This window comes from Pseudovibrio sp. W74 (assembly GCF_001623085.1).
GTDB lineage: Bacteria > Pseudomonadota > Alphaproteobacteria > Rhizobiales > Stappiaceae > Pseudovibrio.
This window is the reverse complement of record NZ_LMCJ01000021.1, coordinates 526769-552430: the sequence shown is the minus strand read 5'-3', so window position 1 is coordinate 552430 and position 25662 is coordinate 526769. Positions and strand designations below refer to the sequence as shown.

Sequence of the window (25662 nt, the reverse complement as noted above, 5' to 3'; positions counted from 1 at the left end):
ATTGCTGCCACTGCTCTGGATGGTGAGCAAGCTCTCTTTGCTGCCCGTCAGCAAGGCATCAAAGGCCGCAAGAAGCAGCTTGGCGAGCAGATTGCTCAGCTGGAGCAACAGATTGAAGGCCTGCAGGTGCAGCGCGATGCTAAGGCTGAAAGCATTGATCTTGTCACGCAGCAACTCGCCGACTTTGCTTCTCTTCTGGAAAAGCGCCTGATCAACGCCTCTCAGGTCACCGCCATCAAGCGGGAACGGGCCGAGCTGGTTGGGGACCGCGGCGGGCTGATCTCTCAGGTCGCTCAGACCAAGGAAGCCATCAGCGAAAAGCGCGTGCAGATCTTGCAGCTGGACGAAGAGTTTTTAGAAAAAGTTCTGTCTGACCTGCAAAACATCCGCTCACAGATTGCCGAGCTGGAAGAGCAGGAAGTGGCTGCGCAGGACCGCCTCAAGCGCATCGATATCCGCGCGCCCCAATCCGGTTATGTGCACCAGCTCAACGTTCACACTGTTGGCGGCGTGATCGCACCGGGTGACACACTCATGCTGGTGGTGCCGGAAGACAGTGATCTGGTGATTGAAAGCCGTGTTCAACCGGTTGATGTGGATCAGCTGCAAGTGGGACAGGACGCTTATGTGCGCCTTGCTGCCTTCGATCAGCGCACCACACCAGAGCTGGGCGCAGCCGTACTCAACGTTTCCCCGGACCTGACCCGCGATGAGGTCACCGGCGAGCCGTTCTATCTGGCACGTCTGAAGATCCTGGATAGCGAAATGCCAAAGCTGAATGGCCAGACCCTCGTCCCGGGCATGCCCGTCGAAGGCTTCATCCAAACCGGCGAACGCACCGTCCTCTCCTACTTCATAAAACCCATGCAAGACCAAATCGCCCATGCGCTCAAGGAGAAGTAAGGAACCCCTTACTTCCTCGGAACGAAAACAAACACTGCGACGGAAAGGGATCTAAGGCCCCTTTCCGTACGCTGCTATTCAATAGAGCTCTGTTAGCCAGAACAAATCACGGACATCTCATGATAGACCATGCAGAAGTCTATGCACAGAAATGGCGGCTTAAAGAAATTTCCTATGAGGGTGAAACCACTTGTAGCAATTTTTACTCCTGCCGCTCCGAAGAGTTTGGCCCAGCTCTACTTAAGATTCTTAATTCAAATGGCTTAATCACCGAGAGAGGTGGCTTCGCACTATTAGCGAGATATAATTCCAATTCTGCCGTAAGAATATATGAACACGATGAAACCGCAGCATTGATGCAATGGCTCGATGGCCCGCGCTTGCTGGATATTATAGATCAGGGACATGAAGAAGATGCACTTAATATCCAGTTAGAAATCACCGGTCAGCTTTTAAAATCGCAAGTCAGTTTGACAGGTCTTAAGACACTCGAACACCTCATGGCAGACAGCCTTAATATGAAACCAAAGGCCGTGCCAGTTTGGGCACAGGACGTCGTTCCAATCGCCCAAGCGATAGCACACGACGTCATGGCAAATCGTGCTGACTGGCAGGCTCTTCATGGTGACCTTCACCCCCGAAACATCATCAAACACAGAGCAACGTGGCGCGCCATCGATGCTCGGGGCCTATTAGGGCCTCCAGCACTTGAGTATGCCAATCTTTTTATTAATCCGTGGGACAGAAAAGAGCTGATTTTCAAACACGGACGAATGGAAGAGCTTGCCAGGCGAGTCAGCATACACTTGGGTTGCGACGTGAGGGACGTTGTCTCATGTGCGATCACCAATGCACTTTTCTATGCACAATCGAGCTTCCTCATTGGACAAGGGCGACACCCAATCAAGTGCATTCGCCAACTGCTGACAATTCTATGAGCGACATGCTCGTCGGAGCGTAAAGTATCGCCACTACCGCTGCTGTCTGTAAAGTAGACGAGCTAGCACAACACAGCTGCTTTCGTCCTCAAAGAGCCCTCAGTTTACCACCAAACATCGCAATCTTTACCTCCCTGTTTTGGGAGTGATATCTGTTTAGTCAATAAAAAAAGCGGCTCTGGGAGCCGCTTTTTCTGTTCTTGTGAAGGCCCTCACAAAACTGCGAGGGCCTTCTTTTTTGCTTAAACGAGCATTTCGCTTGGGCTGCTGAGGTCCAGGCCGATGACGAGTGGGTCATGGTCGGACGCGCCGTACTGGTCGTCAGTGTAGAAACCAGCATCGGTGAAGCGGCTGTTGTAGCTGAGCAGGTCTGGCTCATCAGCATTGATGTGCCACTCAGCAAGGCCGGTCACCTGATCAGCAAGGCTGTCGGATGCCAGAGCATGGTCCAGAGAACCGCGCTGACCATCAAACACGAAGCTGTAAGCTTCATCGCCCAGGTACTGAGACAGAAGATCGGTCATGTCGCCGCCCTCTACCAGTTCCTGTACGGAGTCGCCTTTGCCGTAGGTGTTCAAGTCACCGATCACGAGGATGTCTGGATCAAGACCCGCACCTGCATATTCCGTTCTCAGCCACTCATGCAACTCTTTTGCTGCATCTTCACGTGCCTGAGCCCAGAAGGCCTGCCCATCGCCCTGATCGTAGTTTGGATCAGCGATCAAGGCATCCAGATCTGCCTGTACCTGGTCAACATCAGCTGCCGGAATGGTACCTGCATCCAGTTTACCCTGAATGTCTTCCACCAGATCGCTCAGGCCGCTTGGACCCTTGGACTTGTAGTGGTTAACCGCAAGGGTAAAGCGCTCGCCGTTTGCATCCTCAAAAGTGGTTGCAACGGTTGGGCGGTTACGCTGGAAGTCACCTACATATGAACGATCAGCAAAGTCCTGCAGACGATCCGCAATCGCGTAAGTCGCATCCGCACTTGTTTCCTGATAGGTATAGGTTTCTGTCTCAATGACAGTCAGCTTGCCAGGACGGTAGATCATACCGGTGGTGATGGCATCAGACCCGATCGGAGCCCCGTCAGTCGGGTTCACGAAGGTGTAAAGCTCATCAGTCCGGCCCTGAGCGGTCAGTTCCGCATTCAGTGCATCAACAAGAGCACTGATTGCAGAGGCATCATCAAAGCCGTTGTTCTCCAGTTCCTGAAGACCAAAGACATCCGCATCGATATCAAGCATTGCCTTGACGATCTTGTCGGTTTGACGCGCAAGATCTGCCTCGGAGCTCGCACCGCGCTGACCAAGACTGGTGAAGTAGTTCAGCACGTTGAAGCTGGACACTTTCAGATCACCGCCCACATCAGCAGGCTGGTCAGGACGCGCACCGGAGTTGGTGCTTTCATCGATGGAAATCTGGCCGTCAACGATCAGAGTATGACCATCGAAGCCTTCGGTGAGAATGCCTTCGATCGGTGCATCGATTTCTGTGCCAAGACGCAGAGTTGCACCTTCAGAGAAGTCGTCACCGCTGTCCAGATACCCATTGCCATTGTCGCCGTTTTCTTCGGTAACTGGCACGTAGGTGAACTCGTCAGGGTTCTGCTCAGAAGAACCATCATCGATAAGGATGCGGTTGTTCTGGTTCATTTCCTGATGTTCGATGATCTGGTCAAGCTCATCCTGCGGATCGTACAGATGGGTTGCCTGATACTGGGCGCCAGCGGAAACTGTAATTTGACCGTAGCGGTCGAAATTGAAGTTTTCGATGACTGTCAGAGCATCGTCTGTACCGGAGCCAACGCTGACGCGCATGCCTTCCAGAGCTTCCAGGTTCTGCTGGCTTGTTGGAGACAGAAGTACCTGCATGTATTCTGGCAGATCATTGCCGGAAGACAGGATGCTCAGATCCCCAATGTTAGTCAGCTGTGTCTGGCCACCAAACTCTGCAACAGTGCCACCGAAGGACACTTCATCACCAACTGCAACGGTTGGAGCCGCGCCGGTGTAAACGAAGATACCTTCAGAAGTTGCGGAGTTGCCGTCGCTGTCAGTTGTTTCTTCCTGCAGGTAGAAACCACTGCTGGTCACACTTGTTACAAGCGCGCTGACGTAAACGAACTCGCCAACCATGCCGGATTCTGCACCGTCACCCTGAATGGTGGAGATGAGTGTAGGCGCGGTATCATCGTTTACAACAGTGCTGGTTGCAGTCTTGGTTGTGATCTTGCCACCCGTTGGGTTGCTCAAGGTCACAGACAGGGCTTCGCTCAGCTCGGTTGTTTCATCGCCAGTGATGTTGACTGTGATGGTCTTGGTGGTTTCGCCAGCTGCAAACTCGATGCTGCCAGATGGCAAAGTGCCACCGAAGTCAGCTGCATCAACGTCGCCGCCAACAGCAAAGTCAACAGTGCCAGCCTCAGACAGATCACCATCACGGGTCACTGTGAACTCGAAGGAGGTTACGCCGCTGTCGCCTTCAGCTTTGGAGTCAGCTTCTGCTGCGATAGCGTAGGTTGTGGACGTACCGCCACCGCCTGTGGTGTCGCCTTCCAGCTGCAGGTTCTGCAGAACGAATGCTTCATTGCTGCCGTTTGCAGAGCCTTCAACGATGATGGTCAGCTCGGAGCCTGAACCTTCCAGATCAGCAACAAGTGTTTGCAGCTGGTTGGTAAGAACAAGGCCAGAGTTGGTTTCAACCATCGGATCATTCAGATCAACAACCTTACCGCTGGCAAGGGTGTAAGACTGAGCACCGTCATTGTCAGAGGTGAAGGCGAACAAAGTTTGCTCTTCGCCACCATCAATGGAATAGCGGATGGAAATGGTGTCATCAGACTCGAAGTCACCCATTGCACCAGCATCCAGAGACAGGCTGATATTGCTGTAATCTGAGATGTCGAAGCGCCAGGTCGCGACCAGCGGGTCGCCATTAGGATTATCGTCGTTGACGGTATCGGTCAGACCGAAGAACTCACCAGTGTTGGAGACTTCATCGATAACGCCGACTGCATCATTTTCGAAGCTGCCATTGGTGGAATCGACCAGCGAGAACGGCGCATCTGCAGCGGTGTACTTGCCAAAGCCGTCTGCAGGACTGGTGAAGTCTGGTGCAGTGCTGGTGTACTCGATCAGACGATCATTCTGTGAGTCCACCATGTCAAACGCGAAGGTTTCGCGCACAACAGCCGGGTTGCCCAGGATCTTCAGGTTTTGCAACGCAAACGCTTCAGAACTTCCGTCTGACTTGCCTTCAACGCTGATGGTCAGTTCAGAGCCAGTGCCTTCCAGATCAGACACGAGGGTCTGCAGCTGGTTGGTCAGCACAATGCCTGCGTCTGCATCAGTGAGCGGATCATCCAGATCAACAGTCTTTCCGCTGGCAAGGGTGTAGGTCTGTGCACCGTCATTGTCAGAGGTGAAGGAGTACAGAACCTGCTCTTCGCCACCATCAATGGAATAGCGGATCACAAAGGTGTCTGTGCCTTCAAAGTCACCCATTGCACCAAGATCAAGGGAAAGACCCAGATCTTTGTAGCCTGCAATATCGAACGTCCAGGACGCTGTCAGTTCGCCATCATTGTCATTGTTGATGCTGTCGGTTACGCCGAAGAACTCACCAGAGTTGGTGGCTTCATCGATGATACCCAGAACGTCATTCTCAAAGCCGCCATTGGTGGAATCGACCAGTGAGAACGGCGCGCTGTCTGCAGTGAACTTGCCGAAGCCATCAGCAACGCTGGAGAAATCAGGCGCAGTGTTGGTGAAGCTCACCAGGCCCTGATTTTGAGAGTCGACCATGTCGAACGCGATTACATCACGCACAACTTCGTTTTCGTCTTCAACAGTGACGGAAACACTTTGAGTGTCAGAACCGCCGTCAGCATCGGTGACAGTGACTTCAACCTGATAAACGTTGTCGCCATCAGCATCTGCTGGTGCTTCAAAGTCTGGTGCTGTCTTGAAGCTCAGCTGACCGGTTTCAGCGTCGATTTCAAACAGCTCTGCATCAGTACCGGAAACAGCATAGGACAGGTCTGTGTTGTCTACGTCGGTTGCAGATGCTGTTGCCACCTCAGTGGTGTTTTCTGCAACGGAAACGTCAGAAGCGACAGATAGAACCGGAGCCTGATTGGAACCAGTCACAGTAACAGTGACTGTGACGTCTTTGGTGCTGCCATTGCCGTCGGTGACTGTGTAAGTAAAGGTATCTTCTGCAGTCTCGCCTTCACGCAGACTGTCAAACACACTGCCTGGGTTGTAGGAGACCTGACCGTTCTCAAGAGAGACGGTTGCGCCAGATGCGCTGCTTGCGGAAACTTCAGTGATTGTCAGCGTATCGCCGTCATAATCCTTGTCGTTTTCCAGCAGAGTGGCAGTCTCAATCACAAGACCCTCGTCGCCGGATGCAACAGCATCTTCACCAGCGCGGATCTCGTTGTTGCGACCATCCAGATAGTAAGTGTAGTCATCAGCTGCGAAGTGAACTGCCTCGACATTCATCAAGGTGTCTTTTTCAGAGCCGTCATTTGCAATGACTTTGGTCTTTGGATTCCACCAGCCACCACGCTGTTGGAATGAATAGTCATCGATTGAGCCTTCATAAACGGCTGTATCGAAACCACGGCCACCATTGATGCTGTCATTGCCTGCACCACCATGGATGACATCGTCGCCACCAGCTGCGCTGATGCGATCGTTGCCTTCACCAGCAAAGATAAGGTCATTGCCCTTACCTGCCCGGATCCAGTCATTTCCAGCATATGTGGAAATGGTATCGTTACCGTTGAAACCCCAGACCCAATCAATACCGTCGGTACCCGTGATGACGTCATCCCACCACGTGCCAAAGTTTACGCTGATCGAGTAGAAGTTAAATCGAGGAAAGAAATTGAACATGTATCAACCCCGTTACAGTTCATCTTATCCGAGTCCGTCACTCCCCTCCCAGTTTTGAGCCGGGAGCCAAGACGAACGATTATTTTTTGCTAGATGCCCGAAAGATTTTCTGGAGCATGCATCGACAGTTTTCTCGATGTGGAGGGTGACGTAAAGGACGTATTGATCAATTTTTCACTTTTCGCATATTATTTCGAATAATATTTTCTTTTGTGAAATTTTTTTCAACTTCGCGTTGCATATCAATGTCAAGGCGACAGGAAGTTACCCAGTGCTGTGCATAACTCGGGATGCTTTTAAACACAGTTTGGCTCCTGCGCGACTCATATTTCACAAAGACGCACTGCGAATCCATAGATACAATTAAAATTTAATTATCAAAATCACGATTTTTGCGGGTTCATGGCGAGGGGCAGGCGCCTGCTTGAGCAAAATCACACCAATTCTATATTTTATCTCATTTAGAGTATGATTTTCTAACTTGACTTATCTTTGTAGTATGTAGTTTCTTATATTCAATCTTTTCAGCAAACTAAGCGAACTTAGAGTGTGTTCGCCATAACAAGAATCTGATGAGACGGAATAAAGGGACGAGGCAAGCATGTGTAATTTGATCGATAAAATCAGAAAATCAGTGATCGGTGAGGACGCAGCCATCGCCACGGTATTTGGTCGTAAGCCATTGGTTTATGCGGATTACACAGCCTCAGGTCGTTCGCTGAGCATGATTGAGGATTACATCCGCGATCACGTTCTGCCTTACTATGCCAACACCCATACAGAGACCTCCTACACAGGCGCTCAAACCACCGCACTGCGCGAGCAGGCCCGTCAGCAGATCCGTTCGTCAGTTAACGCCACCGACGATCATTCCGTGATCTTTTGCGGTTCTGGTGCAACCTCCGCGATCCATAAACTGATCGATATTCTCAACCTGAAACTGCCTGCAGACCTGAGCGCACGCTACAAGTTTGAGCAGCAGATCCCCGAGAAAGAACGCCCCGTCGTTTTCATCGGCCCTTACGAGCATCACTCCAACGAACTGCCATGGCGCGAGAGCATCGCAGACGTGGTTTCCATTCCCCTTTGCGAAGGCGGTCAGGTTTGTCTGGATGATCTTGAGAAACAACTGATCAAATACGCAGATCGCCCCCTCAAGATTGGCAGCTTCTCGGCGGCCTCAAATGTCACCGGCGTCAAAACCGACGTCGACACCGTCGCCCGCCTGCTTCACAAGCACGGCGCACTCTCCTTTTGGGACTACGCCGCTGCGGCTCCATATGTGGGCATCGATATGGCTGGTGCTCAGGATGAGCAAGGTGACAGCACCAAAGACGCTATCTTCCTGTCACCACACAAATTTGTTGGCGGACCGGGCACACCGGGCGTATTGATCGTCAACAATGCCATTCTTCAAAATCGTGTGCCAGCGATGCCGGGTGGCGGCACCGTCATGTATGTAACGCCAGAAGATCACCGCTACGTGGCAAACGCAGAGCGCCGCGAAGAAGGCGGCACACCAGCGATCATTGAATCCGTGCGAGCAGGGCTGGTGTTCAAGCTTCAGCAAGCCGTCGGTACTGATGAGATTGAACGCCGGGAAGAGAGCTTTGTCTCCCGAGCCGTAGCCCGCTGGTCAAAATGCGAGAACATCGAGATCCTTGGCAACACCGAAGCGCCGCGTCTGTCTATCACTTCGCTGAAGATCACTCACAAAGGCAAAGACCTGCACTACAGCTTTGTTGTAGCGCTACTCAACGATCTGTTCGGCATTCAGGCCCGCGGTGGCTGCTCCTGCGCTGGCCCATACGGCCACGCATTGCTTGGCATGGACATGCACTACAGCAAGGCATTGGAAGAGCAGCTGGTAGAAGGCCACATGATCCTGCGTCCGGGCTGGATCCGCCTCAACTTCAACTACTTCATTGATGAAGAAACCTTCGAGTATCTGGTCCGCGCCATTGAGTTGGTCGCAGAGCACGGCTGGAAGCTGCTGCCATTTTACCGCTTCGACCAAAACGGTGCTGTCTGGCGCTACCAAAACCACAAAACAGAACTGGCCGCCTCGCTCGAAACACTCGATTTCAACGCGCTGCCAGAAGCCACAGTAAAATCAGATCGCCCGTCTCTGGCGGAGACCATGAAAGCAGCTGAAGCAGAGCTCCTACGCAACCACTGCACCGAAGAACGCTACAACGTCATTCAACCACAAAAAGTGGAAGATCTCCGCTGGTTCGTCCGCCCACAAGACGTCGCCGTCGCATAAGAGTAAGCCGTGGCGGCGGAGATAACTCGTCGCCGGTTACCTCTCACAAATACTTCACCCAGTCTTCGTAGCGGCGGTCTACATTTGGGGTGCTCATGGCCCTGGTCCAGGCAATGCCGGCGGAGTTTCGGGCTTCAGATGGGGTCATGGAGAAGCGTTTTTTGAAAGCACGGCTGAAGGTGCTCTCATAGGTAAAACCGAAGGAAAACGCGATTTCTGAGTTTGAGCGGTGGGTATTACTGTTGCTTATGAGCGCTATCATTGCGCCTTTGAGACGTTGCTCCAGAATGAAGCTTTTCACACCGCCGTGATTGCGGAACATCTCATAAAGCTTTGACCGCGAGATACCTGCTTTTATAGCCACAGTTTCTGGTGACAGATCCGGGTTCGACAGGTGCTCACTGATTGTTCGTTTTGCCAGCATAATCTGTGCGGCATGGCTGTTTGTTTCGACCAGAACCACACCTTCAGACGTGCTGTTCAAACAGGCCGTAACGAGTGAAATCGTTGCCGGGTTAATATCTGCTGCTTGTGAGAAGCTCAGTTGACCCGACAACTCTTTCAACGTTTTAATATGACTATAAAGAAGCTGAACCATGGGCTGCGCGGCAGGCAATCTCCGCATATGCTGCCCATCTGGATAAACCAGCTTAGGTTCGAGCAACTCCCTGGGAATAATCAGGGATAGGTTTGAAAATGTATTGGTCCAGGATTTTGATGTCCTGGCTAAATCAAAAATGATGAGGCCATCCTGTGCGACAGAATGTTGTGCACCGTCATGCTCGAAAATCATGTCTCCTGTTTCAAACAGTTGGATCATGAAGTGGTCCATCCCATCTTTTGCGATAGTCAGCTCACTCCTTTCCCAAAACTGCTTTCTGCTTTTTGTCCGGGCCAGAATAATTTGCCCGAACATATGCGCATCTACTTCTGCAGTGAATTCATCAGACCTGACGGCATGGTCTGCTTCCACCTGAAACATGAAGGAGATACTTTCCTTCCAGAGAGGGAAGCGCTCATCTGGCGCAACGCCATCAACGGAAAACACAGCCTGAGGAATAGGCTGAGAAATCTCCGCTCTTGGCGCTCCGTCAATGAGATCCACCTCACTCAAAATATGTCCTCGTAAAATCAACTCAATTTATACGTGCTTTTACTAAAACCTTATAGCAATTATATACATCTCCAAGAGCCCCTCGAACAATGACGTGGCGTCCAGATCATTGTGCATTTTGTTTGGAACCGCCTGAAAACTGAGTTTTTTCCTGAGAATCTTGCATTGATGCATGAAGCGAGCACAATGAGCGGGGAAGACGCAGGCATTAGTTTCCGGCCCAATGGCTCTCATTCAGGTGAACGTAATGTGATTAAACTGGGAACGGAGCTGTCTTGTATTCCCCTTTCCAAACTCACACCTAAAGAAGTGCTCACTGCACATATCTCGATCTGTGCGTTTCCCCATCGAGCTTCTTAAGGATCTCCCAATGGCCCTGGATACTTCTGTTCCTCCTGCCTCCTCGTTCGTAACCGTATTGCCCACGCTGCTGCTGGCCGGTGTCATTGGCGAAACCGCCTTTGAAGCTTATGCCTGGTTTGTCTCACCGCTTCTGTTTGGGCCGGTTCTGGAACCTGCATATCTCGTTACAGCACTGGCGAACAAGTTATTCGGGCTCTCCATTCCATATGGTCTCGCCTTCCTAATCCACTTTTCCGTTGGCGCAATTGTCTTTCCGCTTGCTGTGCTTGCAGTGCATCAAGTGACCAGACTTCGGTTTTGGATTTCTGGCGTGGTTGCTGGTGTACTCCTCTGGTACATCGCGCAAGGTATGCTCGCGCCCTTTATTGGCAGAAGCTTCATGATGGACTTTGGCGCTTATACGCAGTCCTCATTCCTCGGACATGTGGGCATGGCCGTTGTGATGGCTTTGGTTTTCATGAAAGTGTCTGAAGGCCGCAAAAACCATCGCTAACACCAAGACTTGGAGAGAGTGCAAGGCACCCTCTCCTTCTGCTCCACCTAAACCGCGGCGGAGTACGTCAGCCGGATGACCAACTGCTGCGTATCCTCATTAAAGTCTTCATGCATTTCCTCAAAGCCGTAGCGAGCATAAAAGCCACGCCCGATGGGATTGTGCTTGAAGACTTCCAGTTCAACACTGTCATGAAGCGATGTCGCCTTGTCCATCAAAGCCTTCCCGAGCTTGCGCCCGTGAAAATCTGGATGCACAAACAGTCCGCCCACTTCATTGCCAAATAATGAAATAAACCCGACGACAGCGCCGTTCATTTCAGCAACCCATGTCTCTGCATTGGGCAGATACATGTTTCGGATGTTGTCGGTTTCATGAGCTAAAAAGCTGTCGCTCAGAAAAGGGTGAGCGAGTTTGCTGGCCTCAAGCCAGACGTCAACAATGGACTCGGTGTCGCGAGTTTCAAATTTGCGGATCATTTCTATGTCCTGAAGAGTGCCGTTAATCGGCGCTTGATGTTCGGAAAATGAAGGCATGCGGAACCAGCCGTGCAAATGGCACGGTCTTAAGGTTGAAAGCATGCATAGGGGTTCTTCGTTTGAACCCTCAGATCCGGGACATCAAATCTCCTCTGAAACACATTAGGAATACGCACCCTAAACCTCAGGGGCGCAATGTCAAGGCAACTCAGATTTCCAAGTTCGATGTGCTGCTAAGGGTGCAAATATCTGCGCCTTATCATTTCATGATTTCCGAAAAATATTAGCCGGCTTCGGGACTTGATGGTGAAGACGCAACCGTTGCCCGTATCCCATTCCGGACGCGTCTTCGCCACCGAACAGGCTCGTTTCACCGTCAACAACGGGTAAAAAACATTCCAAAGGACAGTTTTAAACATATTATTGAGCCAAAAAGGCAAGTTTATTCGCTCAGTGAACTGAGTGAAAACCTTCCCTATAGTGGACCCTAATCCTCTGAGTTCTCTACTTCCTTGATTTTCGTTAGGTCCTTTTTGCTTTCAAAAGGACAACTGCAAGGTGCCAATTGCGCAAAAACACTTGCGTTAGATCAACGTCCTTCATCTACGCAACAGTACGATTGGGTTGATCGTGGGAGAGGTCTGTAAAAATGTCTACTACAATAGTTAGCAGTGAAGTGGAGAAGCTCGCTGAAATTCCCTTGCTTAAACGGTTGAGTACCGAGGCAAGAGAACAGCTGCTTCGGGGTGCCACCAAAAAATCTGTCTCGCGCGGTGAGATGATTTTTTTTCAGGACGATAAGGCAGACGCGTTCTTTATCGTGCTGGAAGGATGGGTCAAAGTTTTTCGCGCGACAAGCAGCGGTGATGAAGCCGTTGTAGGAGTTTTCACCCGTGGGCAAACCTTCGCTGAAGGTGCTGCCTTTACAAACTCAAATTATCCAGCCTCTGGTGAAGCGGTTACGGATAGTGTGGTGCTCTGCATTCCAGTGGCCCACCTGGCCAACTCAATTGCAGCAGATCCAAACATCGCACTTGCAATGATGTCCTCTTTGTCCATGCACCTGCATCAACTTGTGTTGCAGATTGAAGGACTGAAGACGCATACCGGTGCACAACGTGTTGCCGAATTCTTGCTGAACCTGAGCACAGAACCTGCTGGTTCCTGCACATTGGTGTTGCCCTACGACAAAGCACTCATCGCGGGTCGTCTGGGCATGAAACCGGAAAGCCTGTCTCGCGCGTTCCAGAAGCTGAAAAGCTATGGCGTCGAGGTCAAACAGAACCGGGCAATCATTTCCAACGTTCAGGTTCTGCGCACATTGGTAGAGCAGGAACGCACAGTGGTTATGCATTCAAGCCACGGCTAAGATGTTGCGCTAAAATGATTTTATTCGCTTGTCCGCGCCTGGGTTTTCATCCCTCATAGGCTTGTTTGATGAACTCGCCAAGATGTTGTAGTTCCTCTCCCCGTGGTGAGCTTTTTCGCCATACAAGCGCTATTTCTCTTGGCAGTGCCTTATCTACATCGATGAGGCACACATCATAATTATCCGTCAGTCCTGCAGTAATCGCGACGTCTGGCAGAAGTGTAGTTCCCAGCCCTTCTGCCACCATACCCACCAAAGTGGAGAGGCTAGTCGCCTCAAATGAGCTGTCTTGGACTGGGCCGTCGGGCAAAAATGCAGACAGGGCATGCTGTTGTAAACAATGCCCTTTTTCCAGCAACATCATCTTGGTATCTGTCAGGTCCAGACCTTCTACATGTTGCCGGTTTGCAAGCGGATGTTGAGGTGTGACAGCCAGTTTGTATCCATCTTCAAACAATGGAAACTGAACAAGGTCGCCAATCTCAAATGGGAGTGCCAGCAAAACGGCATCCAGATGTCCGCTCTGTAATGCAGCCAACAGGTCATGAGTGATGCCCTCTTTGATAAAGAGGCGAAGTTCCGGAAACTTCTTCCGAAGCTGCGGCATTATCCCAGGAAGCAGATAAGGTCCAACTGTAGAAATCACACCCAGTTTCATATCTCCAGACAGGAACTTAGAGTTTGCCGCAGCAAAATCTACAAAGGCTTTTGTATCGAGCAGGATGTGACGTGCGCGATCAGCCAGTGAGTTGCCCAGAGGTGTAATTGTGACAGAACGCTTGGTTCGTTCCGCCAGATGAACACCAAGATTCTGTTCCAGCTCTTTGAGCGCTGTACTTAGAGCCGACTGGCTCACATTACATTTTTCTGCTGCCCTGCCAAAATGTTGCTCTTCAACAAGGGCCACCAGAAATTCCAGCTGGCGAAGGCTTGGTAGATGACTCATATGTTTTATAGATCACTATATTATTATTAATCAATTTCACTAATTAATATAGATCGATATTGTGCATTTATCAAATCAATTGAGCCCGAGGAAAATAAATGTCAGAAGAAACTATCATCACATTGCCGCAGCTGAACACACCAGCACCAGATTTTACTGCTCCGACGACTGATGGCACCAAATCATTGAGTGATTACAAAGGTCAATGGCTGGTTCTCTTTTCACATCCAGCTGATTTTACGCCTGTCTGCACAACTGAATTCATTGCTTTTGCGAATGCAGCAGAAGATTTTGGCAAGCTCAATACAGCATTGCTTGGCCTGTCTATCGACAGTCACTACTCACACATCGCGTGGATGCGAAACATCGAGGAAAAGTTTGGCGTTCACATACCTTTCCCGATCATTGCAGACCTCTCAATGGAAGTCGCCAAAGCCTACGGCATGATCCAGCCTGGAGCCTCAGACACTTCTGCTGTTCGCGCAACTTTCATTATTGATCCTGAAGGAATTCTGCGGGCGATGGTTTACTACCCAATGACCAACGGGCGTTCAGTTGATGAGTTCCTACGCTTGATCAAAGCCTTGCAAACATCTACCGAACACGGTGTTGCGACTCCAGAAAACTGGCAGCCTGGTGACAAAGTAATCGTGCCACCGCCAGCAACAGCGGATCTGGCTGAAACACGTAGATCAGCTGGTTATGAATACGTAGACTGGTACTTCTCTAAGAAAGATGTGCCTGCTTAATACGAAACCTGAGACGGAGTTCAGGCGATTAAAGTGCCTGAACATCTCACTCAAAAATCAGAGTTATCTCAGAGCAGCCCTTGTAGGCTGTGTGGGCAAATCTCGTAGCACTGAAACTCTTTGGTTGGCGAAGCCACGAGTTAAGCCAATTTCTTGCAGATAGCGGACCAGGTGCTGCGCAAGAGCATGCTCACAGCCAATTACCGGTGCAAGTTTACATCCCGCAGAAGCGCTCTCCATAATTTTGGAGATATCTTCCTGACCGTGTAGGCCTCCACTGGCAAATAGCGGAACAACGATTGCATCTGCGGAAAGCGTCAGGACAGCCTTTTCGACGAAGGGTTCCTCGGAGAGGAATGCCACGCGAAGTTGCTTGTAACCGTAACGATTTTCCAGATGCTCTTTGAGTTGAAGCGCGCAAAGCCGTGATTCCGGTCCGACTGTCGAGCCATGGGCAACGATTAGCACTTCCCGGTCGAGTTCAGGCTTTAACAACGTGCTTTTGCTGTTTGGTGCCAGAGTACTTTGAATACTCTGTGAAGCCAGATCAGGTAGAAAGGCCAATACACCAAGCGGGGGTAACAGCTTGATATACTGCCCGTCTCGGTTCAGATTTTGCCATGCACCTTCTTTCTGTTGTTGCAGGTTTGGGTCCAGCCCCAAGCGGCGAGGCAGGACTGTTTTGCAGAAGTAGCCGTTACTTAAGAGGAGAGGAAGCACAAGCACGCGCTCGTGCGGGAGGCTTTCGACTACTTCCTGTAGGGGCGGGGTTCCTTTCATCACCCCACTCACCACATCCAGTTCAGGCAGTAAGAGCGCCAGAGCATTTTTCAGGCGAACATGGCCTGGTGTGTTGTCGGCGCCCTTGCCACCCAGATCTCCATGAGCAGCAAGAACAAGTGCCAGATCACTAGTGGCTCGTACCAGCGGAGAAGGTGATCTTGTTCCAGACATTGTACTTTCCAGATGGCTTACTCATTGGAATGCGCTTCACTTCTTCAAGCGTTTTCGCATCGTAAATGATGATCATGCCGTCATTTTCCCAGATAGAGAGAATGGCGTGGCTACCATCACGGTCAAACTCGATATGAGCAGCGGTTTTACCCGGGAGCGGTTTCAGCGTCTTTACGATCTCAAGTGTTTCTTTATCGATCACGTACATCTGGTCTTTGTTTGGACCAAAGAACACGTCCGCCCAAGCGTACTTGGAGTTTTCGTGAGATCGCATGAAGAAGCCCGGACCCGCCGTATCAAGTGTCTTCAATACGGACCAGTTGGACATGTCGATCACAGAAATCTTGCTCTCGCTCAGATGCGGCGTCACCATCACTGGTTTCCCCTGCCACTCCCAGCTGATGCCGGAGCCTAGATGCGGGAAGCCGGGCAGATCGATTTTGGCAATGGTCGCGCCTTCATCCATGTCCACCACAACACCGCTCTTACCGTCACGAGACGATCCCATCAGATGCTTGTAGGACTGATCGAAGAAGAAATCGTCCATCGGCGCATCAACCTGAATACGGCGCAGGGCGAACAAACCTTCAGATGTTGGTTTTGCACCATCCTTGCCGTAGTTCTCGGCATCGACATAGGCATCAAACTCAGGCTCTGCCTTTGGATTGGTCGCCACTTCCCAGACTTCAGGCACATCCTTCATGGCAACAACGAAGCTGTCACGTTCAGGCGCTTGATAAACAGCAGAAACACGAGTGGTTTCGCCGCCCAAAGACTCTGCATCAAAGATCTTCTCAACGGTGAGATCCTCAGCAGACAACATCACCAGAGAATGTGGCAGGTAGTTTGCCAGTGCAATGTGCTTGCCATCGCGGGAAAGCGCGATGTTACGGGCATTGATACCGCCGCGCACTTCGCCAACCACTTTCAGCGCCCACATATCGTACTTGGTGATCCAGCCATCACGGGACATGAAGAACACGTAGTGTCCGTCCGGTGTAAACTTAGGGCCGCCATGCAGTGCAAACTGGGTTTTGAAGCGGGTGAGCGGTTCAAACGTATCGCCATCCATGACGGTGGCGTAGTGATCCCCAGTCTCCACGACCACAAACAGGTTCAGTGGATCGGATTCATAGACCGGCTTTTCAACGGGCTTGTAGTCCTCGTTGAACACGCGGGTCGCGTTGATTTCCTCTTCACCCCACACCGGCATTGCGCCCAATGGGGTCTTTACCAGATTCACCAGATCAGCGACTTGTTGATCGTTGAGCTGATCCCCGAAGGCTGGCATTTGTGTGTGGACACGACCATCCTTGATGGTCGATGTCGCAGCACTTACGCGCAGACGCTTCAGGCTTTCCGGGATGAGCGCAGGGCCAATGCCGCCTAAGCGGTCACCACCATGACACTCCGCACAAAGCTCCTGATAGGTGCCTTTTGTGGCGTCAGAGACTGGATAAAGCTCAAGCTTTTTACCGCGTGCTTCCGCAGCGCCTGCCAACATGCAGGTTGCCAGCAAAACTCCGGCGAGTTTAGGCATAAACGTGTTTGGCTTCATGACGAGCTCCCCGGAATGGTGTTGTTTCAACGCGCTGGTGGTTTGCATCCCCAAGGCCGATCTCTTCATCCGTCAGGTAACAGGATGGATCTTCCGCCCAAGGGTCGCCCGTCAGCTGCAGCGCGCGCACACGCGTGTTGCCGTTACAGATGTTGAAGTATTGGCAAGATCCGCAGCGGCCTTTGATCTGGCGCGGGGTCTGCTTCAAACCAGCCATGACCGGATCGGACACATCCTGCCAAATCTCGGAGAACTTGCGCTCTTTTACGTTTCCGATTGTGTAGTGCCACCAGAAGCTGTCCGGATGCACTTTGCCGGTGTTATCGATGTTGCCGATGTTCACACCAGAGGCATTGCCACCCCAGCGCTCCAGCATATCTTCCAGATACCCAGCTTTTTCCGGCATGTTCTCACGCACCCACTGCAACAGGTAGATGCCATCCGCATCGTTGTTGCCGGTCACGTATTCGTTGGACTTGCCAGCCAGCACATCTTCCCACGCCTTTTCAATCAGGTGGGTCATGGCTTTACGGGTCACGTTCAGGTGCGCATCTTCACCACGGTTTTTGTTGCCGCGTCCTGCGTAGACAAGGTGAGACAGGTAGATCTTGTCTACTTTCTCGCGGGCGCACAGGTCCAGATAGTCATCCAGCGTATCGGCATTTTCTTCTGTCAGTGTAAAGCGCAGGCCAACTTTCACGTTTTCCTCGCGCAGGTAACGCACTGCTTGCAAGGACAGGTCAAACGCACCATCCATGCCGCGGAAGTCATCATGCACCTTGCCGATGCCATCCAGTGAGATGCCAACATAGTCGTAACCGATCTCACCAATCTTACGCGCCATATCTTTGTCGATAAGCGTGCCGTTGGTGGACAGGGCGGTATAGAAGCCAAGCTGTTTGGCATGGGCCGACAGCTCCAGCATATCCGGACGCATCAGCGGCTCACCACCAGAGAAGATGATAACCGGGACGCGGAAGCCCTTCAGGTCATCAATAACCTCATAGGCCTGCTTGGTTGAAAGCTCGCCGGGAAAATCTACATCGCCTGAGGTTGTATAACAATGCTTGCACTTCAAATTACAACGGCGGATCAAGTTCCAGATAACAACCGGACCAGCAGGTTTACGCGCTGGTGGAAGTGGATACGGATCCGCTAGAGCTTTGAGATAATGGGTCAGACGAAACACGCGGGCTCTCCCCTCTGCGACGAAGTCTAAGTCCTGTTTTTTTCAGGGTTTTTGTCGAAAACAGGACATCATTTCCATTGCATGATGTCCCTATGAGCGCCTCTATTTCCTTGACTAAAGTCAGACACTCTTCGCGAGTCTTTCCATGCACCATGGCAAAGACATTATACGGCCATGTAGGTAGCCATCTTGGGCGTTGATAGCAGTGGGACACAAAGTCCAGAGAACCCATCATTTGTCCAATGCGCTCAACGTCCTCATCAACGATATTCCAGACGGACATGCCGTTGGCACGCATGCCAAGGGCGCGATGATTTGGCACAGCCGCAATACGACGAATTGCACCGTTTTCTTTCATGGAAGCGACTCGCTCCAGCACCAGTTCTTCGCTCACGCCAAGCTGATAGGCAATCTGCGCGTAGGGCTCGGAGACAAGCGGCAAACCTTCTTGCAGCGCAGCCACCAGAGCACGGTCAAATTCGGAGAATTCTTCGATACTATGCGTGCTCATACTGGAACCTTAAACTCAATGAAAAACTCGCGCTCTTTCGGGAATAGCCGGACTGGGATTCCGGTCAGCTCTTCAATGCGTTTCCCACAACTCTCAATTTCGTCAGGGGTTTCCGTGGCAAGCACGAACCACATATTCAGCTCGTGATCACGGGCATAGTTGTGCGCCACCTCTTCCAACGAGTTCACCTGTTCAGTCACCTCGTCATAGCGCTCTTCCGGCACAGCCATAGCGCACAAGCAAAAGGCCCCGCCCATTTGAGCGATGTCGAACATAGGCCCGAAGCGGGTGAGGATGCGCGCTTTTAACAGCCATTGCAGGCGTTCAAGCAGCAAGTCTTCCGCAATGCCCAGTTCCTCTGCAACCGCTGCATACGGCTTGGAGACAACCGGCAAACCATCCTGCAAGCGGTTGATCAGCTTGCGGTCCAGATCATCCAGATGCACCTTGGCAGGTTCATTCAGGTGGGTAATATCTGTGCTCATGCACTTACTCCAACACTGCGAGACAGACGGGCACCACGCTGCTTGAAGCACTTGGTGGAGAACAGCACGTCGCTGCTCATCACGTGCTGCGTGGCCGTGGTGGAAAGCCGGTTGATGACCTCCAGCGCCTCTTCACGGCTGTTTGCGTGGGTCATGGTGTACAGGTTGTACGGCCAAAGCGGCATCTCTCTGTTGCGCTGGTAGCAAAGGCTCACCATCGGGTCAGCAGAGAATATGGCGCCAACGTCATCAATATGCTCATCACGAACATTCCAGACCGTCATCGCATTCGCCTTGTAACCGATGGACCGATGCCGCACGACCACACCAAACCGGCGAATGATGCCAGCATCCTGCAGCACCTTCAGCCGTTCAAGCACGGAGGTCTCAGAGCGCCCCAGCTTCAGCGCAATGCGCAGGAACGGGCGGTCCGAAAGAGGAATGCCATCAGACAGCTTTTCCAGCAGGTTAATGTCACCGGGCTCCAGAACTGACATATCGACCGGCGGGAGTACGGGGGTCTTCTTTTCCAGCCGCTGCTCTGTCAAAGAAAACCCCAGATCCAGGTGGAAAGCCTTTTCCATCCGAAAAGCATGAACCACCAGATTGGTGTTCTGCTCAATACGGGCGAGCGTGGCCTCTAACGTCGCCCGATCCCGTTCAACAACCACAAACCAGATGTTGAGATCATTCTCACGCAGGTAGTTGTGGTTGACCCCCGGTTCATCGTTGATGAGCTGCGCCGCCGTTTCCACAAAGTGTGGAGGCGCTGACACCGCGGCCAGACAACTTGCGCTCACTGTATTTGGAGCCAGTACCGCGCCAATGCGCGAAATGACGCCATTTGCGACCAGCCGTTCGTAACTGCTGATCGCGTCTAAAGCGTCCACCCCGGTTTCCCGGGCTATGAGATTGAATGGCTTAGGGACAAGCGGAAAATTATGCTGCCACTTGTCCACCAATACAAGATCAATATCACTCAGCTGTGCGCTCATATCGCAAACTCCCCAATCGCTCGGGCGGCCAGTGCCGCCCTGGGAAAGCCGGGACCTAAAGCCCCAGCTGGTGTGCACGTGAAGTAAAGAAGATGCCGCTTGGTTTTTCTGCTGGCAGAACCTCTTTCAGGGAGAAATCCGTTGTGTCGTAGACATGAATTTCATTCTTGTCACGAACGGACATCCAGACTTCGTTGCCGCGCGGAGTGAACTCCATATGCAACACGCCCGGTCCCGGCTTCATCGTTTTGATGATCTTGCGTTCCAGAATATCGATCACCTGAATGGTATCGTTGTGTGGAGGCGCAAAGTTCACCCAGATCTGACGACCATCAGGACGCGCCATGGCAAACACCGGCTGACCATGTACCTTCACGCGATCAACTTCAGTGAAGTCACGCTCATCCATGAACAGCACTTCGTGACGACCAATGGCTGGCAGTGCGTACATGCCGTTGGCTTTCGCCCAGCCTTCCAGATGGGGCATCTTGTAGACCGGAAGAGGCTCTTCGCCCTTGCCGTAGCCATCCATGATGCGCTCGACTTTCAGCGGCTCTTTCCAAAGGTCCACATGGGCCAGACCATCTTCACCAAACAGGCCAACGATGTAGTGGCGGCCATCGCCAGTCACGAGCGCATCGTATGGGAAGACACCGATGTCTTCCAGTTTGGTGATCTCAGGCTTCAGGCTCTTGGAATAGTCCAAAATCCATGTTTGCTCGCCATCCCAAAGGGAGAAAGCAAAGCGGCGACCGGGCAGATCCACAAGTCCAATGGTCTTGGACTGATTGCCAACTTCGTCATAAATCGCAGGCACTTCGGAGACCAGCTCCAGAGTTTCCGCGTCAAATACATTCACGCCGCCCGGCTTGTAGTTGGCGACGGCGATCAGCTTGCCATCATCAGAAATAGCGCCGCCGATGGAGTTGCCAGCCTGCATAACACGGCCAACAAGCTTGCCAGTGAGCATATCCACTTTGGACAAGCCACCATCGCGGCCAAACACATAGGCGTAGCGCTCGTCTCGCGAGTAAACAACAGAGGCGTGCGAGAGGTTGCCCAAACCCTCTACCTGAGCCAGCACAGTACGGTCTGTACTTTCGACAATCAGGGCTGTTCCTGTGGCTCGTTCGATAATCAGACCCAGATCGCCCGTGGCGCGCAGGTCTTCAGAACTGGCTGCAGAAGCAAATAAAAGACCCGCACCTAAGGCTGCGGCAGCAAAAAACGTCTTCACTTGAATGCTCCTGTTTTAAGACCTTCCGCAATGAAGGCCGCTTCAGTTTCGGTGAGGAAGCCGCGCCATGGTGGCATTGCCGTTCCCGGCAATCCGCCAAGGATCACTTCCTGAATGACATCAGAGTCCATATGCTCCAGATTTTCTGGAAGGATTGGCCCTCCAAGACCGCCCTCAAGTGTCAGACCGTGGCAGGACCCGCAGTCCTGCTGCACGAAATCTATCAGCTTTTCGCGATCAATGATCTTGAGTGCCTCTTCGTCGGCAAGAGCCCCAAGGGGCGCTCCAGTCAGCAACGGAAGCGCCAGCACCCCAGCCTTCAGAAAAGAACGCAGCGGGTTTTGCGCACTCCGCTCTGTCTTAGCCATTGATAACCTCCAGATGAGGTCTATCGCCCCATTTTGCCTCACTGCCGGAGAAGGACGGCAGCTCCAGAGAGTCTTTCAGACCCACAACATCACCAATCATGAACAGTGTCGGCGCTGGTAGTTTAGCTGCCTTGGCCTGCTCACCAATTGTGGTGAGTGTGCCGAACACTTTCTGCTCTTCCGATGTGGTGCCCTTCGAGATCGCAACAGCAGGCATATCAGCAGGCATGCCGTGCTCTACCAGCTTGGTAGAAATCTCGGCGATGGCGGCAAGGCCCATGTAGATCACGAGGGTGGTGTTAGGGTCCGCAAGGCTGGCCCAATCCAGATCGAGGGGTACATCTTTCTGGCAATGCCCGGTTACGTATCTTAGCCCCGTTGCAAGGCCGCGATGCGTGAGTGGCAGGTTTAGGCTTGAGGCACAGCCTTGCGCAGCTGTGATGCCTGGCACGACTTCATAGTCGACGCCGGCAATGACCAGTTCAGCAGCTTCTTCACTGCCGCGGCCAAAAATAAACGGATCCCCACCTTTAAGGCGCACAACACGCTTACCTTCTTTGGCGAGATCAACGAGTAACTGGTTGATTTCTTCCTGAGGAATAGGATGGCTCTTCGGCTTCTTCCCGACAGGATAAAGAGCTGTCTTAGGCGGAACCAGATCCATAATTTCCTGAGAGACCAGACGATCGTAAACAACGACTTCAGCGTCCTGAATGCGCTTCAGAGCTTTCACTGTCAGGAGATCCGGATCACCCGGTCCTGCGCCAATCAGACTGACCTTACCAATGCCTCTCATAACTCATTCCTCAAATCGAAACTGGCGAAAATAGAGGGGCAATCCGCGCCCCTCTGGTGATCTGGAGTGTTGCCGAACCGATGTCTTTTAAGGTGTTAGAGACATAGAACTTGCCCCAAGGAGCAATCAGGGGTTCGTCTTTGATGGCACCTTCATAATTGAGAGTGTTGTCATCAAATGCTGCTGGCTTCTTACGAGCGCTTACAGCCACGGCGCTGACTGCGCATTTCTGCGCGATACTGGCCAAAAAACGGAGAATTGATTTAAACGACACCATAAACTCCAAAAGAAACGAACCTTACCCGGCATCGTTATGTAAGCTTGCCCTCGAGCTTCTTACATTGACCATCGTCAAGTTATTGTGAGCGCCTCATGAAAGGCTATTATTCGCATATATTTCAATGGGTTGATGTGTGTAGAAATTTCACAGAAATGCAACCTCATGTGGTGATATCCCAGCTAAATTGACATAGGTCACGCGAAGGCAAAAAATACGTAGACTTCCCACAATAAATAATCGTTCTAAATTGGAGAAAGAGATTCTGTTTCAGGCATTTACTTCCCGGCAACGGCAAGTTGGCACCCGATCAGAGCTGCACGGAGTGCGCGTTTAGGGAATAAACGTAAGGTCAGATTGGAACCGACCTTTTTACCTAACGGAACCTTAACCCCGTTGCCAAGCAACGTTTCCACCACTCCCCCATCCTCAGTAGGTTGAAATCAAAACCAACAAGCACTTGAGTGCTGCCGACGTGAGGAACCGCTACATGAGTGAGGCGAAGCCCTTTTCCTTCCTGAGCCCTATCAAAAACCCGCCAGCTTACGTAATGGATCCTGAAAAAAAGCATCTGGAAGTTACTCTGGATGTTGAATACGACACCAACAATGTTTTCAGCTTTGAAAAGCCTCACAACGTCCCAACCTACACCCGTGTCTTCACAAGCGATCTTACCAAAGAGGCTGGAAACACTCTGACCGGCCCAACCATTGAGGTCAGGCCGGGTTCAAAGCTGCAGATTCACACACACAACAAGTTGCCGGAGCAGGACCAGACCGAGCCGGATGACATCAACTTCCCTTACGGGTTCAACAACTACAACATCCATACACACGGCCTGCACGTGACGCCGGAGTCTCCCGGAGACAACGTCTGCATGACCATTCGCCCCGGCGAAGCCTATGACTACGAGTACGACATTCCGGCGGATCACCCTCCAGGGGTCTACTGGTATCACCCGCACAAGCACGGGTCCGTGGCCTTGCAGGTTGGCAGCGGCATGGCTGGTATGATTATCGTGCGTGGCGCGTTTGATGATCAGCTCAAAGAGATGGGTGTGAAGGAATACTGCATGGTGTTCCAGAACATTGCCGTGAACGCTGAGGGCAAGGTGGAGGACCAGAAGCAGGTCGCCAAGTTCCCCAACAGTGAGTACAACATCACGGTCAACAGCCAGTACTGCCCGATCATCAAGGTAAAACCGGGAGAGCTGATCAATCTGCGCCTGTTGAACGCGACCACGCGCTCATCGATCAACTTCGAGTGCCCGTTCTTCGGGCAGATGTTTATCTACGGGTATGACGGCAACCCCACTGACAACTACCGCAGACAAGGGGGCATCAGCCTGGCCCCGGCGAACCGCGCCTCTATCCTGCTGAAAATCAGCGAGGCAGCCACGCCCGGCGCGTTCTATTACGTGCAAAATGACTCGGTCGAATACCAGTTTATTCCGCATTACAAGTACCACAACAACCCGCCACTCTTTGCCATTGAGGTGGAGCGCGGCGAAGAGATCGGCGCAGCGATCTACATGCCGAGCGAAACGGCTGAGCGCACCACTCCACCGCCTTTCCCTGAAAGCCTGCGTGGTGGACTGCTGGAACCAATTGGCCCAGAAGAAGTAACGAACAAACGCACGCTGACCTTCCAGGCGAATACGTTGGACAATCCCGACAAGTACTACCGCGGGGTGAACGTCACCATCGACCACGGCCAGTTTGGCGGCTGTGAGGTGGTCAATCATTGGGTTGAACTGGACGCCGTGGAAGAATGGACGCTGGAGAATGAAAGCGAGTTTCCGCATCCCATCCATATCCATGTGAACCCCATGTATGTCTTTGAGATTCAGGGCGAAGACCCCTTGGATTACACGTTGGAGCTTCCATTCTGGGCAGACACTATTCAGGTTCCACCTCATGGGCACGTGAAATTTCGCATGCGGTTCAAGGACTTCGTCGGCAAGTATCCTTTGCACTGCCACCTGCTCTACCATGAGGACGGCGGCATGATGCAGCACGTAAAAGTCGTCAGAGATCTGAAAGAAAAAGACGACTGGAACAACAACCAATAACGGATTGAGACAACATCGGGTTCACATGACTGAGGTACACGGCATCAGCCCTGACAACGAGCGGAAGCCAAAACGAATGCGCAGCTTTTCTCTGAGCCATTTTCTGCTTACCAACCCCATTGGTTATGGAGTAATGCTCGTACTTCAGCTGGCTGTGGTGGCAATGATCACGCGGCCAGATACCCTTCATGTATTTGAAGTTGCTTTCGTTCTCGCCATATTCTTTGCAGGCATGGTCAGCCTGCAAAACGCAGGTATGCCCAGCTACCTCTTCACGTATTTCTGGAGTGGGTTTGTTTATGGCGGGTTCGGTATGATTTTGGGCCACCAGATCGATTTGTCCATTGATCAGAACCTGGCAATGCAACAGATGAACAGCCTGACACTGGCTGCTGTTTATCTGAACTGGATGACCCTCATCATGGTGGGCGCTTGTATTGTAACCTGCTTTTTCGCGGATCACTGCAAAGGGCATCCGGCTTCAAAAAGCGCAAAAACCTTCATACACGTCTTCGCAATTTCCATGATGATGTTTGGCGTTTACGTAGGCCATGCACTCAACCTGATACTGCATCGGAACACGTTTGACCGGTTCTATCTACAAGTCCTTGCCATGAGCATCTTCTTCACCATCGGCTATTACTGCGCTCTCAAGTGTCATGACTTGCTTCGCGACAGAAAGAAGGCCTGAGTGGCC

22 protein-coding genes are annotated in these 25662 nt (G+C 51.9%); 8 read left to right on the top strand and 14 right to left on the bottom strand.

The features are described from left to right. Positions 1–903: HlyD family type I secretion periplasmic adaptor subunit (locus PsW74_RS17100; RefSeq protein ID WP_063305841.1), on the top strand; the 903-nt coding region annotated here is incomplete at its 5' end. A gap of 119 nt (positions 904–1022) precedes the next feature. Next, the gene (locus tag PsW74_RS17095; protein WP_063287968.1) at positions 1023–1841 is read left to right on the top strand and encodes an aminoglycoside phosphotransferase family protein; all 819 of its coding nucleotides are present in this window, start codon (positions 1023–1025) and stop codon (positions 1839–1841) included. Positions 1842–2083: 242 nt separating this feature from the next. On the opposite strand, the gene PsW74_RS17090 is transcribed toward PsW74_RS17095, so the two are convergent. Beyond that, positions 2084–6745 carry an ExeM/NucH family extracellular endonuclease gene (locus PsW74_RS17090; RefSeq protein WP_063287967.1) on the bottom strand — a complete coding sequence of 1554 codons (4662 nt, stop codon included), beginning with the start codon at positions 6743–6745 and terminating at the stop codon, positions 2084–2086. Between the two features lie 601 nt (positions 6746–7346). Between PsW74_RS17090 and PsW74_RS17085 the strand changes: the two genes are divergently transcribed. Beyond that, positions 7347–9011, top strand: a complete 1665-nt coding sequence (locus PsW74_RS17085; RefSeq protein ID WP_063287966.1) for an aminotransferase class V-fold PLP-dependent enzyme — start codon at positions 7347–7349, stop codon at positions 9009–9011. A 43-nt stretch (positions 9012–9054) separates the two neighbouring features. On the opposite strand, the gene PsW74_RS17080 is transcribed toward PsW74_RS17085, so the two are convergent. After that, positions 9055–10116: a helix-turn-helix domain-containing protein gene (locus tag PsW74_RS17080; RefSeq protein WP_244271745.1), complete on the bottom strand. Its 1062-nt coding sequence runs from the start codon at positions 10114–10116 to the stop codon at positions 9055–9057. 379 nt (positions 10117–10495) lie between these two features. Between PsW74_RS17080 and PsW74_RS17075 the strand changes: the two genes are divergently transcribed. After that, positions 10496–10981, top strand: a complete 486-nt coding sequence (locus tag PsW74_RS17075) for a hypothetical protein (RefSeq protein ID WP_057463301.1) — start codon at positions 10496–10498, stop codon at positions 10979–10981. Between the two features lie 47 nt (positions 10982–11028). Here PsW74_RS17075 and PsW74_RS17070 read toward each other — a convergent pair whose 3' ends face one another. After that, positions 11029–11460: a GNAT family N-acetyltransferase gene (locus tag PsW74_RS17070; protein WP_063287964.1), complete on the bottom strand. Its 432-nt coding sequence runs from the start codon at positions 11458–11460 to the stop codon at positions 11029–11031. Between the two features lie 649 nt (positions 11461–12109). Here PsW74_RS17070 and PsW74_RS17060 point away from each other — a divergent pair. Next, a complete protein-coding gene (locus PsW74_RS17060) occupies positions 12110–12829 on the top strand; it encodes a Crp/Fnr family transcriptional regulator (protein ID WP_208980901.1) in 720 nt (239 codons plus the stop codon). A 46-nt stretch (positions 12830–12875) separates the two neighbouring features. On the opposite strand, the gene PsW74_RS17055 is transcribed toward PsW74_RS17060, so the two are convergent. Beyond that, positions 12876–13775, bottom strand: coding sequence for a LysR substrate-binding domain-containing protein (locus tag PsW74_RS17055; protein ID WP_063287962.1), 900 nt, complete (start codon positions 13773–13775; stop codon positions 12876–12878). Positions 13776–13873: 98 nt separating this feature from the next. On the opposite strand from PsW74_RS17055, the gene PsW74_RS17050 reads away from it, so the two are divergent. After that, positions 13874–14524, top strand: a complete 651-nt coding sequence (locus PsW74_RS17050) for a peroxiredoxin (protein ID WP_063287961.1) — start codon at positions 13874–13876, stop codon at positions 14522–14524. A gap of 63 nt (positions 14525–14587) precedes the next feature. On the opposite strand, the gene PsW74_RS17045 is transcribed toward PsW74_RS17050, so the two are convergent. Genes PsW74_RS17045 through PsW74_RS17000 form a run of 10 tightly spaced genes read right to left on the bottom strand, consistent with a single transcriptional unit; the run spans position 14588 to position 22828 of the window. After that, a complete protein-coding gene (locus PsW74_RS17045; protein ID WP_208988024.1) occupies positions 14588–15478 on the bottom strand; it encodes a CbiX/SirB N-terminal domain-containing protein in 891 nt (296 codons plus the stop codon). Continuing rightward, the gene (locus PsW74_RS17040; protein ID WP_244271741.1) at positions 15435–17036 is read right to left on the bottom strand and encodes a nitrite reductase; all 1602 of its coding nucleotides are present in this window, start codon (positions 17034–17036) and stop codon (positions 15435–15437) included. Before PsW74_RS17040 ends, PsW74_RS17045 begins: the two co-directional genes overlap by 44 nt. After that, positions 17011–18225 carry a heme d1 biosynthesis radical SAM protein NirJ gene (nirJ, locus tag PsW74_RS17035; protein ID WP_057463306.1) on the bottom strand — a complete coding sequence of 405 codons (1215 nt, stop codon included), beginning with the start codon at positions 18223–18225 and terminating at the stop codon, positions 17011–17013. The genes PsW74_RS17040 and nirJ overlap by 26 nt, the downstream gene beginning before the upstream one ends. Then, positions 18161–18736, bottom strand: coding sequence for an AsnC family transcriptional regulator (locus PsW74_RS17030; RefSeq protein WP_063287959.1), 576 nt, complete (start codon positions 18734–18736; stop codon positions 18161–18163). Before PsW74_RS17030 ends, nirJ begins: the two co-directional genes overlap by 65 nt. Continuing rightward, complete coding sequence (locus tag PsW74_RS17025; RefSeq protein WP_063287958.1) at positions 18733–19221, bottom strand: AsnC family transcriptional regulator; 489 nt, start codon at positions 19219–19221, stop codon at positions 18733–18735. Before PsW74_RS17025 ends, PsW74_RS17030 begins: the two co-directional genes overlap by 4 nt. Next, positions 19218–20216, bottom strand: a complete 999-nt coding sequence (locus PsW74_RS17020; protein WP_063287957.1) for an Lrp/AsnC family transcriptional regulator — start codon at positions 20214–20216, stop codon at positions 19218–19220. Before PsW74_RS17020 ends, PsW74_RS17025 begins: the two co-directional genes overlap by 4 nt. Positions 20217–20271: 55 nt before the next feature. Beyond that, a complete protein-coding gene (locus PsW74_RS17015) occupies positions 20272–21453 on the bottom strand; it encodes a cytochrome D1 domain-containing protein (protein ID WP_063287956.1) in 1182 nt (393 codons plus the stop codon). Continuing rightward, positions 21450–21821: a cytochrome c gene (locus PsW74_RS17010; RefSeq protein WP_063287955.1), complete on the bottom strand. Its 372-nt coding sequence runs from the start codon at positions 21819–21821 to the stop codon at positions 21450–21452. The genes PsW74_RS17015 and PsW74_RS17010 overlap by 4 nt, the downstream gene beginning before the upstream one ends. Beyond that, positions 21814–22617, bottom strand: a complete 804-nt coding sequence (gene cobA, locus PsW74_RS17005) for a uroporphyrinogen-III C-methyltransferase (RefSeq protein ID WP_057463311.1) — start codon at positions 22615–22617, stop codon at positions 21814–21816. Before cobA ends, PsW74_RS17010 begins: the two co-directional genes overlap by 8 nt. 10 nt (positions 22618–22627) lie before the next feature. Further along, the gene (locus PsW74_RS17000) at positions 22628–22828 is read right to left on the bottom strand and encodes a hypothetical protein (RefSeq protein ID WP_063310356.1); all 201 of its coding nucleotides are present in this window, start codon (positions 22826–22828) and stop codon (positions 22628–22630) included. A 556-nt stretch (positions 22829–23384) separates the two neighbouring features. Here PsW74_RS17000 and PsW74_RS16995 point away from each other — a divergent pair. Both PsW74_RS16995 and PsW74_RS16990 read left to right on the top strand, forming a co-directional pair. Further along, positions 23385–24965 carry a multicopper oxidase domain-containing protein gene (locus PsW74_RS16995; protein ID WP_063287953.1) on the top strand — a complete coding sequence of 527 codons (1581 nt, stop codon included), beginning with the start codon at positions 23385–23387 and terminating at the stop codon, positions 24963–24965. A 25-nt stretch (positions 24966–24990) separates the two neighbouring features. After that, positions 24991–25656, top strand: a complete 666-nt coding sequence (locus tag PsW74_RS16990; RefSeq protein WP_063287952.1) for a hypothetical protein — start codon at positions 24991–24993, stop codon at positions 25654–25656. Positions 25657–25662: the final 6 nt, after the last annotated feature.

What these genes read in the sequence shown, in the direction of transcription:
- PsW74_RS17095 (WP_063287968.1), top strand. Translation starts at nt 1,023, where the DNA reads ATGATAGACCATGCAGAAGTCTATGCACAGAAATGGCGGCTTAAAGAA.
- PsW74_RS17090 (WP_063287967.1), bottom strand. Translation starts at nt 6,745, where the DNA reads ATGTTCAATTTCTTTCCTCGATTTAACTTCTACTCGATCAGCGTAAAC.
- PsW74_RS17085 (WP_063287966.1), top strand. Translation starts at nt 7,347, where the DNA reads ATGTGTAATTTGATCGATAAAATCAGAAAATCAGTGATCGGTGAGGAC.
- PsW74_RS17075 (WP_057463301.1), top strand. Translation starts at nt 10,496, where the DNA reads ATGGCCCTGGATACTTCTGTTCCTCCTGCCTCCTCGTTCGTAACCGTA.
- PsW74_RS17070 (WP_063287964.1), bottom strand. Translation starts at nt 11,460, where the DNA reads ATGATCCGCAAATTTGAAACTCGCGACACCGAGTCCATTGTTGACGTC.
- PsW74_RS17060 (WP_208980901.1), top strand. Translation starts at nt 12,110, where the DNA reads ATGTCTACTACAATAGTTAGCAGTGAAGTGGAGAAGCTCGCTGAAATT.
- PsW74_RS17055 (WP_063287962.1), bottom strand. Translation starts at nt 13,775, where the DNA reads ATGAGTCATCTACCAAGCCTTCGCCAGCTGGAATTTCTGGTGGCCCTT.
- PsW74_RS17050 (WP_063287961.1), top strand. Translation starts at nt 13,874, where the DNA reads ATGTCAGAAGAAACTATCATCACATTGCCGCAGCTGAACACACCAGCA.
- PsW74_RS17045 (WP_208988024.1), bottom strand. Translation starts at nt 15,478, where the DNA reads ATGTCTGGAACAAGATCACCTTCTCCGCTGGTACGAGCCACTAGTGAT.
- PsW74_RS17040 (WP_244271741.1), bottom strand. Translation starts at nt 17,036, where the DNA reads ATGAAGCCAAACACGTTTATGCCTAAACTCGCCGGAGTTTTGCTGGCA.
- PsW74_RS17030 (WP_063287959.1), bottom strand. Translation starts at nt 18,736, where the DNA reads ATGAGCACGCATAGTATCGAAGAATTCTCCGAATTTGACCGTGCTCTG.
- PsW74_RS17025 (WP_063287958.1), bottom strand. Translation starts at nt 19,221, where the DNA reads ATGAGCACAGATATTACCCACCTGAATGAACCTGCCAAGGTGCATCTG.
- PsW74_RS17020 (WP_063287957.1), bottom strand. Translation starts at nt 20,216, where the DNA reads ATGAGCGCACAGCTGAGTGATATTGATCTTGTATTGGTGGACAAGTGG.
- PsW74_RS17010 (WP_063287955.1), bottom strand. Translation starts at nt 21,821, where the DNA reads ATGGCTAAGACAGAGCGGAGTGCGCAAAACCCGCTGCGTTCTTTTCTG.
- cobA (WP_057463311.1), bottom strand. Translation starts at nt 22,617, where the DNA reads ATGAGAGGCATTGGTAAGGTCAGTCTGATTGGCGCAGGACCGGGTGAT.
- PsW74_RS16995 (WP_063287953.1), top strand. Translation starts at nt 23,385, where the DNA reads ATGAGTGAGGCGAAGCCCTTTTCCTTCCTGAGCCCTATCAAAAACCCG.
- PsW74_RS16990 (WP_063287952.1), top strand. Translation starts at nt 24,991, where the DNA reads ATGACTGAGGTACACGGCATCAGCCCTGACAACGAGCGGAAGCCAAAA.